Annotated in this window: 9 protein-coding genes and 2 tRNA genes; 8 read left to right on the forward strand and 3 right to left on the reverse strand. The window is 68.3% G+C overall.

The window, feature by feature from the left end; genetic code table 11:
* Positions 1-45: 45 nt before the first annotated feature.
* Together AB0J06_RS21790 and AB0J06_RS21795 are read right to left on the reverse strand one after the other, a co-directional pair.
* Positions 46-276, reverse strand: coding sequence for a hypothetical protein (locus AB0J06_RS21790; protein WP_357430784.1), 231 nt, complete (start codon positions 274-276; stop codon positions 46-48).
* 1,518 nt (positions 277-1,794) lie between these two features.
* Positions 1,795-1,868: transfer RNA gene (locus AB0J06_RS21795), tRNA-Gly, on the reverse strand.
* A 167-nt stretch (positions 1,869-2,035) separates the two neighbouring features.
* On the opposite strand from AB0J06_RS21795, the gene AB0J06_RS21800 reads away from it, so the two are divergent.
* The 5 genes from AB0J06_RS21800 (at position 2,036) to clpX (ending at position 6,565) form a co-directional block, all read left to right on the forward strand.
* Positions 2,036-2,109, forward strand: a tRNA-Pro gene (locus AB0J06_RS21800).
* Positions 2,110-2,224: 115 nt separating this feature from the next.
* Positions 2,225-3,577, forward strand: coding sequence for a trigger factor (gene tig, locus AB0J06_RS21805; protein WP_357430785.1), 1,353 nt, complete (start codon positions 2,225-2,227; stop codon positions 3,575-3,577).
* Between the two features lie 169 nt (positions 3,578-3,746).
* Complete coding sequence (locus AB0J06_RS21810; protein ID WP_357430786.1) at positions 3,747-4,391, forward strand: ATP-dependent Clp protease proteolytic subunit; 645 nt, start codon at positions 3,747-3,749, stop codon at positions 4,389-4,391.
* Between the two features lie 11 nt (positions 4,392-4,402).
* On the forward strand, positions 4,403-5,065 hold the full coding sequence (locus AB0J06_RS21815; protein ID WP_357430787.1) for an ATP-dependent Clp protease proteolytic subunit: 663 nt from the start codon (positions 4,403-4,405) through the stop codon (positions 5,063-5,065).
* A gap of 204 nt (positions 5,066-5,269) precedes the next feature.
* Complete coding sequence (gene clpX, locus AB0J06_RS21820) at positions 5,270-6,565, forward strand: ATP-dependent Clp protease ATP-binding subunit ClpX (protein ID WP_357430788.1); 1,296 nt, start codon at positions 5,270-5,272, stop codon at positions 6,563-6,565.
* 73 nt (positions 6,566-6,638) lie between these two features.
* Here clpX and AB0J06_RS21825 read toward each other — a convergent pair whose 3' ends face one another.
* Positions 6,639-7,280: an XRE family transcriptional regulator gene (locus tag AB0J06_RS21825; RefSeq protein WP_357430789.1), complete on the reverse strand. Its 642-nt coding sequence runs from the start codon at positions 7,278-7,280 to the stop codon at positions 6,639-6,641.
* Between the two features lie 26 nt (positions 7,281-7,306).
* Here AB0J06_RS21825 and AB0J06_RS21830 point away from each other — a divergent pair, with 26 nt between their 5' ends.
* The 3 genes from AB0J06_RS21830 (at position 7,307) to AB0J06_RS21840 (ending at position 9,262) form a co-directional block, all read left to right on the forward strand.
* Positions 7,307-8,134, forward strand: a complete 828-nt coding sequence (locus AB0J06_RS21830; protein ID WP_357430790.1) for a DMT family transporter — start codon at positions 7,307-7,309, stop codon at positions 8,132-8,134.
* A gap of 38 nt (positions 8,135-8,172) precedes the next feature.
* Positions 8,173-8,970 carry a carbon-nitrogen hydrolase family protein gene (locus tag AB0J06_RS21835; RefSeq protein WP_357430791.1) on the forward strand — a complete coding sequence of 266 codons (798 nt, stop codon included), beginning with the start codon at positions 8,173-8,175 and terminating at the stop codon, positions 8,968-8,970.
* A 70-nt stretch (positions 8,971-9,040) separates the two neighbouring features.
* Positions 9,041-9,262: a hypothetical protein gene (locus tag AB0J06_RS21840; RefSeq protein WP_357430792.1), complete on the forward strand. Its 222-nt coding sequence runs from the start codon at positions 9,041-9,043 to the stop codon at positions 9,260-9,262.
* The last annotated feature ends 557 nt before the right edge of the window (positions 9,263-9,819 follow it).

Here is a 9,819-nt window from a genome sequence, read left to right on the forward strand (position 1 = left end):
ACCGTTCGGCCCGATTGCTACTGGCCCGTCGGTGGCCCGGGCGGCTCACCCCACCAGGTTCAGGACCCCCAGGACAACCGACGCGGCGATCGCGACCACCGTGATGCCGGCGACGGCACGCATGACGGCACGGGCCACCCAGCTGCCTCCGGTGCCCTCAGCAATGCGGCCCACCATCTCCGTCCGCGCGTCGATGGAGTACGGGTTGGTGCTCGTATCCACGTAGCTGCGCTTCAACCAGTCGCGGTCGGGGTTCGGGTCCTGAATCGTGCCCATGCACCCAGTGTGCGCCGTGGCGCAAGGAGCAAGAAAGACTCTGGACGGAGCACCCATCTCCTCGTCGGGCAGTCGTAGATGGGGACTGGCCGCCATGCTGCCCCCATCCCCCGGATAGGTGCCAAAGACTGCGACGCCGAGCGGATGGCGCAGAGGAGCGAGCACCGGGGGATGGGTCACGACCGGCGTGGCCCGCTTGCGGGCCGCCTTGATCAGCTCGCCACGAGCGAGCGGGACCGTGAGATCGCTTCGGCAATGGACCGGCGGATTGCGAAGCACGCTCGCCGCCGACGTGACCCGGACAACTAGTGGCCCACGGATGGCCCGCAAGATCAAAGCGGGGGAGTGGCGTGCCGGCCCACGATCGGGGGATACCACCCCTGACGTGGCCCGGAGGGCCGTGGAGCGGGCGACGGGAATCGAACCCAAACCGTCAGTTTGGAAGATCGGGATCGACGAGTCGTGATGCCCGAAACGCCTGGGCCGGCGGCAAAGCTCGGTGCCGCTCGTGCCCGCTCATGACCGCCGGGCGCCACGGTTACTGGCCCGTGGATGGCCCGCGCCGGTACACGGGATTCTGTCCATCGGGATAACTTGCCCTATGCCCGTCATCGATCTGAGTGCGCCAGCCCGCCCGCCGTCGCCTCGCAGGAGGAGAAATCCACGGTTCGTGGCAGCGCTGGCAGTCCTGGGGCTCGGGTGCCTCAGCGGGGAGCCGATGAACCCACCAAAGCTTGCTCGTGAGGTGCGGTGCGAATCATGGGAGGTCCTCGCGGGCGAGTCGGATGTTGTTACCTCTTCGGGAGGGGACGCCACGAGGATGCGCATCGCCCTCACACTGGATTCTGTAACCGGATGTGTCGTTTCGGTGCGGCGCTGGTAGCCCTTGTGGTGCCCGACGAGGTGATCCGCCCCCGGCCGATCTCTGAGGAGGGCCGGGGTTCGGGCAGAGCCCCGAGGTCTCCAGAGGTTCTGCGTTCGTCAGCGTGGCCGGCCGGCCCGACCGATGCCGGCCGGAGGTCGCCAGCAGGCCGGGGCCGGGCCGGCGCGGCCCGCTTGCGGGCCGCCTTGACGCCGGCACGCTCCGTGTCTCCCGCAAGCTCGCCGCGTTGCGCAGCCACATGGAGTTCGGGCGGCCCAAGTCAGGTGCCGGAATCCGGGTCGTCGCCCTGCCGGTCGCCGCCGTAGATGCTCTGCGAACCCACCTGGCCGGCTTCCACTTCCATGACTGCGGCACACGGGCAACACCCTCGCCGCTTCGTCCGGGGCGAGTACGCGGGAGCTGATGCACCGGATGGGCCACCCGAGTATGCGAGCCGCGCTGATCTATCAGCTCGCCACGAGCGAGCGGGACCGTGAGATCGCTTCGGCAATGGACCGGCGGATTGCGAAGCACGCTCGCCGCCGACGTGACCCGGACAACTAGTGGCCCACGGATGGCCCGCAAGATCAAAGCGGGGGAGTGGCGTGCCGGCCCACGATCGGGGGATACCACCCCTGACATGGGCCGGAGGGCCGTGGAGCGGGCGACGGGAATCGAACCCGCACCGTCAGTTTGGAAGACTGAAGCTCTACCATTGAGCTACGCCCGCATGCGCCCCGGTTTCCCGCGGCGCGGCCCCTAGCGTACTGGGTCCCTCCGGAAGGCACGCGGGGGTTCCCCCCGCGTGTCAGATCCGCCTATCGGGGGCGACACAACCAGCCAGGCCGATACCAACCGGCGCGGCGCGGGACGGACCGCATACACTTCTGGTCGCCACGGGGTGTGGCGCAGCTTGGTAGCGCACTCGCTTTGGGAGCGAGGGGCCGTGGGTTCAAATCCCGCCACCCCGACTGTGATCCGCCACTGCGGTGTCGGGCGCGGCGTCTCCCGTGCGTCGGCGCGACTACACTCGATGGGCTGATTCACGCCCGGACAAAGATTTTAGACGCATCAAGGAGTACGCCTGTGAAGAGCACCGTCGAGACCTTGAGCCCGACGCGGGTCCGGCTCGCCATCGAGGTGCCGTTCGTCGAGCTTGAGTCGAGCCTCAAGAAGGCGTACCGCGAGATCGCCCAGCAGGTCACCGTGCCCGGCTTCCGCCGTGGCAAGGTGCCGACGAACGTGATCGACCAGCGGGTGGGGCGCGGCACGGTGCTCAACGAGGCCGTGCAGGAGGCGATCCCGGAGAACATCCTCGCCGCCGTACGCGAGCACGATGTGAAGACCCTGGGCCGCCCTGAGGTGGAGATCACCGAGTTCAGCGACGGTGAGCCGCTGAAGTTCACGGCCGAGGTGGACGTGCGTCCGGAGATCACCCTGCCCGACCTGTCCGGCATCGAGGTCACCGTCGACGAGCTCCAGATCGCGGACAGCGAGATCGACGAGCAGGTCAACGGTCTGCGGGAGCGTTTCGCCACCCTCAAGACGGTCGAGCGGGCCGCGCAGGACGGCGACTACGTGCAGCTCGACCTCGCCGCGAGCGTCGACGGCGAGGAGGTCCCCGGCGGCTCGGCGACCAACATCTCGCACGAGGTCGGCAGCAAGCAGCTCCTGCCGGGCCTCGACGAGGTGCTGGTCGGGCTCGAGGCGGGCGCGTCGACCTCGTTCGTGACCCAGCTGGTCGGCGGCGACTTCGCCGGCCGTGACGCCGACGTCGCGGTCACCGTCCGCACGGTCAAGGAGAAGCAGCTCCCCGAGCTCGACGACGAGTTCGCGCAGATGGCCAGCGAGTTCGACTCGCTGGAGGAGCTCCGCAACGACCTGCGCGAGCGGGTCACCCGGGCCAAGCGGGTCGAGCAGATCTACGCCGCACGTGACAAGGCGCTCGAGCAGGTCGTCGCGGCCGCCGAGGTGCCGGCGCCCGAGGGTGTCGTGCGCGAGGAGGTCGACAGCCGCAAGCAGGCCATGGTCGACCAGCTGGAGCGCATCGGTGCCTCGCTCGAGGAATACCTCGCGGCGGAGGAGAAGACCGAGGAGCAGATCGACACCGAGCTCAACGAGGCGGCGACCGAGGGCGTCAAGATCCAGCTCGTCCTGGACACGCTGGCCGACGCCGAGGACGTGCAGGTCTCCGACGACGAGTTCGGTCACGAGATCATGCACCGTGCGCAGCGCGCCGGGATGGCCCCGCAGCAGTACTACGACCAGCTCGTTCGCTCGGGCGCGGCGGGCTCCGTCTTCGGCGACGTCCGCCGCGGCAAGGCACTGGCGCTGGTGATGGAGCGGGTGAAGATCACCGACTCCGCCGGCAACCCGGTGACGATGGACGCGCTGCAGGGCGAGGACGGCGACGCGCACGACCACGATCACGAGCACTGAATGTGACGGTGGACTGGGCCGTCGGGCACCGCTTGCGGGGCTCGACGGCCCTTGTCTTCCGGTACGGCACACGCCTGCGCTGAGAGCGAACAGTAGGCGGAGAAGGGCGCTTCGGCACCGGTGAGAGGTTAGTGTCGGGCGTAAGACGGACGGAGAGCGAAGGGCTGCCATGACCGATCTGCACATCCCAGCGATGCCCCTCCGGGTGACCGAGGCCCGCGGCGGGGACTCACTCAGTGGCAACCTCGACGACACGGTCTTCAACCGGTTGCTCAAGGAGCGCATCATCTTCCTGGGCAGTGAGGTGACCGACCAGGTGGCCAACCGCATCTGCGCGCAGCTGCTGCTGCTCGCGGCGGAGGACCCTGAGCGTGACATCAACCTCTACATCAACTCGCCGGGCGGCTCGGTCTACTCGGGCATGGCGATCTACGACACGATGCAGTTCGTCAGCAATGACGTAGCTACGATCGCAATGGGTATGGCTGCTTCCATGGGCCAACTGCTGCTGTGCGCCGGAGCGCCGGGCAAGCGCTACGCGCTGCCGCACGCGCGGATCATGATGCACCAGCCCTCCGGTGGCATGGGTGGCACCGCATCCGACATCGCTATCCAGGCGGAACAGATGCTCTACACGAAGCGGATGTTCCAGGAGCGCGTCGCGCACCACACCGGCCAGGACCCGGCCCAGATCGAGGCCGACTCCGACCGTGACCGCTGGTTCACCGCGGCCGAGGCCAAGGACTACGGCTTCATCGATACGGTGATCACCGGAGCGACGCAGGTCCCGGCCGGCGCCGGCACCCGCAACTGAGGAAGGCGACGATGACTGACCTGACCCTGCCGCCGCAGTTCGCAGCGGTGCACAACCGCTACGTGCTGCCGTCGTTCGTCGAGCGCACCTCGTACGGTGTCAAAGAGTCGAACCCGTACAACAAGCTCTTCGAGGACCGGATCATCTTCCTCGGTGTGCAGGTGGACGACGCGTCGGCGAACGACGTGATGGCCCAGCTGCTCACGCTGGAGGGCACCGACCCGGACCGCGACATCATCATGTACATCAACTCGCCCGGTGGCTCGTTCACCGCCATGACGGCGATCTACGACACCATGCAGTACGTGCGTCCGGACATCCAGACGGTCTGCCTGGGGCAGGCGGCGAGCGCGGCGGCGGTGCTCCTCGCGGCCGGCACGGCGGGCAAGCGGATGGCGCTGCCCAACTCGCGGATCATCATCCACCAGCCGGCGACCGAGGGCGGCTACGGACAGGGGTCGGACATCGAGATCCAGGCCCGCGAGATCCTCCGGATGCGTACGCAGCTGGAGGAGATGCTCTCCCGCCACTGCAACCGCCCGATCGACATGGTCCGCAAGGACATCGACCGGGACAAGATCATGACGGCTGAGGAGTCCCGCGAGTACGGCCTCGTGGACACCATCCTCACCAGCCGTAAGAAGGGTCTCCTGGCCGCCAACGCGGCGAGCTGACGTCTCCCGGTCAGGGGTCGGTCGGTCGTTTAGACTGGCCGACCTCTGACACACCCCGTTTTGGGGGTCGGAGAAAGTCCCGACAGCGGGTAACGTCGAGGTGCACGGTTTGCCGGGCGACCGGCGGGTGTTCAGAACCGACGAGGCATTCGTCCTCAGGCCAGGGCCGGGAGCAACCGGCCGATGAGCGCAGGGAGAACGTAGGTGGCACGGATCGGTGACGGCGGCGACCTACTGAAGTGCTCGTTCTGCGGTAAGTCGCAGAAGCAGGTCAAGAAACTCATCGCGGGCCCCGGGGTCTACATCTGCGATGAGTGCATCGATCTCTGCAACGAGATCATCGAGGAAGAGTTGGCCGAGTCCGGCGAGGTGAAGTGGGAAGAGCTTCCCAAGCCGATGGAGATCTGCCAGTTCCTGGACAACTACGTGGTCGGGCAGGACCAGGCGAAGAAGGCGCTCGCGGTCGCGGTCTACAACCACTACAAGCGCATCCAGGCCGAGGCCGCCGGGGCCGCGGGTTCCGGCAACGACGGGGTCGAGCTGGCCAAGTCCAACATCATGCTTCTCGGGCCGACCGGGTGCGGCAAGACGCACCTCGCGCAGACCTTGGCCCGGATGCTCAATGTGCCGTTCGCGATCGCCGACGCGACCGCCCTCACCGAGGCGGGTTATGTCGGCGAGGACGTCGAGAACATCCTGCTCAAGTTGATCCAGGCGGCGGATTACGACGTCAAGCGCGCCGAGACGGGCATCATCTACATCGATGAGGTCGACAAGATCGCCCGCAAGTCGGAAAACCCCTCGATCACCCGTGACGTTTCCGGCGAGGGCGTGCAGCAGGCGCTGCTGAAGATGCTGGAGGGCACGGTCGCCAACGTGCCGCCGCAGGGCGGACGGAAGCACCCCCACCAGGAATTCATCCAGATCGACACCACCAACGTGCTTTTCATCTGCGGTGGGGCGTTCGCCGGACTCGACCGGATCATCGAGGCCCGCACCGGACACGGAGGCACCGGCTTCGGCGCCCGACTGCGCGCGGTCTCGGAGCGGTCGACCGACGACATCTTCGGTCAGGTCATGCCCGAAGACATGCTCAAGTTCGGGCTGATCCCCGAGTTCATCGGTCGACTGCCGGTCATCACCAACGTGCGCAGCCTCGACCGCGAGGCGCTGGTGCGGATCCTGACCGAGCCGCGTAACGCGCTCGTCCGGCAGTACCAGCGACTCTTCGAGCTCGACGGCGTGGAGCTGGAGTTCGATGCGGCGGCGCTGGAGGCGATCGCCGACCAGGCGATGCTGCGGGGGACGGGCGCCCGTGGGCTGCGGGCCATCCTCGAAGAGGTGCTGCTCTCGGTGATGTACGAGGTGCCGAGCAACCCGGACGCGGCTCGCGTGCTCATCACCCGCGAGGTGGTGCTCGAAAACGTCAATCCGACGATCGTGCCGCGCGAGTTCGGCAGTCGTCGGGCGCGCCGCGACCGCGAAGAGAAGTCGGCCTGACAGCAGGCACAACCGCGCGACCGCTTTCGGCGGCCCATCGGGGCCGACGCCGGGGCGGTCGCGTCGGCGTTGATCAGGAGGAGCTCGGTGGGTGGCTCCGTGTCCGTCGATCCCACTCGCCGGACGGCACCACCACCACCATCATGAGCCGGACGTCTTCGTCGCCATCATTGCGGTAGCCGTGCGGTCGATCGGCGAGAAACTCGATCGTCTGGCCGGCGTACACCGAATGATCCTCGCCGTTCACGGTGACCACCGCCGTGCCGGCCAGGATGTGCAGGATTTCCCGGGTGCCGGGGGCGTGGTCGGCGGAGGTATGCGCCTCATTGGGGATGAGCCGCCACTCCCACAACTCCACGAAGTCCGGCTCGTTCGACCCGCCCAGTAGCCGGCCGAGCCCGCCGCGGTCGCCCTGCCAGAGCAGTGGCGCGTCCTCGACGGCCGAGATCCGTACGGTCCGCTCCGCGGCCGGTTCCAACAGTCGGGCGACGGTCACGCCGAACGCGTCGGCGACCCGGCACAGCGTTCCGATGCTCGGGTTGGTGCGGGTCGCCTCGATCTGGACGAGCATCCCCTTGCTGACGCCCGACCGGCCGGCCAGTTCGTCGAGCGACCAGCCTCGGCCGGTGCGCAGCGCACGCACGTGCTGGGCTACCGCAGCGGTTATCGCCGCGATGCCACCTGACCCGGTGTCGGTCAACACACTATCCTTCACGGTCACTATTGTGGTACACAGTTGGGGTGTTCCCCATTGTGCTCGCCGCCGTGTCGGCGGTCGCGTTCGGCACCGCGGATTTCTCGGGAGGCAAGGCCACCCAGCGGGCGCATCCGCTCGCGGTGACGGTCGTCTCGCAACTGCTCGGCCTGCCGATGCTGGTGATCGGCCTCGTCGTGGTGCCCGGCCGGATGGGTCTGGCCGACCTCGCCTGGGGCATCGCGGCGGGAGTCGCCGGCTTCGGCGGCATGGTGCTGCTCTACCGCGCGCTCGCCGGTGGGGCGATGGCGGTGGTCGCACCGGTCACCGCGGTGACCGCGGCACTGATCCCGATCGCCGCCGGCCTGCTCACCGCCCGCACCCCCGGCACACTCGCGCTCTCGGGAGCGGGCGTGGCGCTCCTGGCGATCACCCTGGTGAGCCTTGGACCCCGCGGTGGGCCCGTCCCGGCGCGGCTGGTCGGCGTCGCGCTCGCGGCCGGCGCTCTCTTCGGACTCTTCTTCGCGCTCCTCGCCCAGGGGTCCGAGAGTGGGGGGATGTGGCCGCTGGTCGCCGTGCGGGCGAGCTCGATCGGGCTCGGCGTCGCATTCATGCTGTACAGCCGTACGAGTTTCCGGCTCGCGCCGGCGGTGTTGCCGTGGGCGGCCGCTGCCGGACTCCTCGACATGGCAGCCAACGGCCTCTACCTCGCGGCCGCCACCCGGGGACACCTCAGCGTGGTCGCCGCGATCACGGCGCTCTACCCGGCCAGCACCGTGCTGCTCGCGCTGGCGGTTGACCGGGAGCGGGTCCGTCCCCTGCAGATCGCCGGCCTCGGTCTGGCGGCCACCGCGCTGGTGCTCGCGACGACGTAAGCCTGGCCCGCCGCCGGACACGCCCGTACCCTTTGCGCATGCGCGTCGCCGTCTGCCAGCTCAACGCCCGCGAGGACCCCAAGGCCAACCTGGCTGCCGCCCGGCAGCTGCTCGACAGGGCCGCGGCGGCCGGGGCGGACCTGGCGGTGCTGCCGGAGTACGTCGACTACCTCGGGCCGGCGCCCGGCCTGCCCGAGCCGGAGCCCGTCGACGGTCAGTTCGCGGCCTTCTTCGCCGCCGCGGCGCGCGAGCTGCGCATGTGGGTGCTGGCCGGGTCGTTCCACGAGGTCGGGCCCGATCCACAACACACCTACAACACTTCCCTGGTCTTCGACCGCGACGGGCGGCTCGCCGCCAGCTACCGCAAAATCCATCTGTACGACGTGGAGATCCCCGGCCGCGTCTCCTACCTGGAGTCCCGCGGTGTCGCGCCGGGCGCCGAGACCGTCGTGGTCGAGATCGACGGGGTACGGGTCGGTCTCTCCATCTGTTACGACCTGCGCTTCCCGGAGCTCTACCGTCGACTCACCGTGGACGGTGGGGCCCAGGTGCTCGTCGTTCCGGCCGCGTTCATGCTGCATACGGGGCGGGACCACTGGGAGGTCCTGTTGCGCGCGAGGGCGATCGAAAACCAGTGTTACGTCGTGGCGGCGGGGCAGATCGGCGACCACGACCCGGGGCGCACCTGCTTCGGCCGCAGCATGGTGGTCGACCCGTGGGGGACCGTGCTAGCCCAGGCGCCCGACACGGTGAGCATCGCGGTCGCGGACCTCGACCTGGGCCGGCTGGGTGCCATCCGCGCCGAGCTGCCCAGCCTGGCGAACCGGCGCCTGTGAGAGCGGCAGGGCAGGGTAACGAGGGGAACGCGCCGACCAGGTCGGGCGCTCAGGCCTTTCGGGTGCCAGAGTGACACCCATGCCTGCCGCACCGACGCTCCTCGCCGCAGACGCGCTGTCGGCGTTGCTGCTGCCGTTCTGGCAGCTGGTCATCGCCGGCGGGGTGCTCCTCGCGGTACTCGTCTCCGTGCACCGGCTCGTCCGGCGCGGCCCGTCCCGGATGACCACCGCGCTGCTCGTCACCGGGGGAGCGATCGTCGGGCTCGCGGTCATCGGTGTGCTTCTCGCGTAGCCGGGAACAACGCCCACCCACCCACGGTTGAACGACACGTGCCCGATCCCGGATTTGCGTCCGGGTGACCGGCCGAGTAACTTTCTCTCTGCCCGCAGGGAACGGACGAGACGGTAGAAATGCCGGAGGCCGGAGCTGCGGGAACTTTCCGGGTTCGTGTTGGGTTTTGCTCGACGTGAGGCTGGTTCCGGGTGGTGCGATCGGCTGGTTTGGGATCGCGGTGCTGACCGGGTAGAGTGTTGGGGCCGGCAGGAGCCGGGCGGATGTGCCGCAGTGATGTGGTGATCGGCCGGTCTGCGGTTTCTCCCCTGATGTGATCGCTGCTGTGGCGGTGGTGTGTGTTGTGGGGGCGTCTGGGTGATGATTTTCGGGTCCTGAGGTTGGGGCTTGACTTTCGGAGCGGGGCGTGTAAGATTGAGGAGTTGCCCCGAGGGCGTCTCTCCTGGTGGAGGGGTTGTCTGAGGTGTGTGTTTGTTCTTTGAGAACTCAACAGGGTGCTTGATAAGCCAGTGCCAATTTGATTTATTCCCGGGCCGGCTGGAATCGTTTACGGTTTT

Source organism: Micromonospora sp. NPDC049679 (assembly GCF_040659735.1).
Classification (GTDB): domain Bacteria; phylum Actinomycetota; class Actinomycetes; order Mycobacteriales; family Micromonosporaceae; genus Micromonospora_I.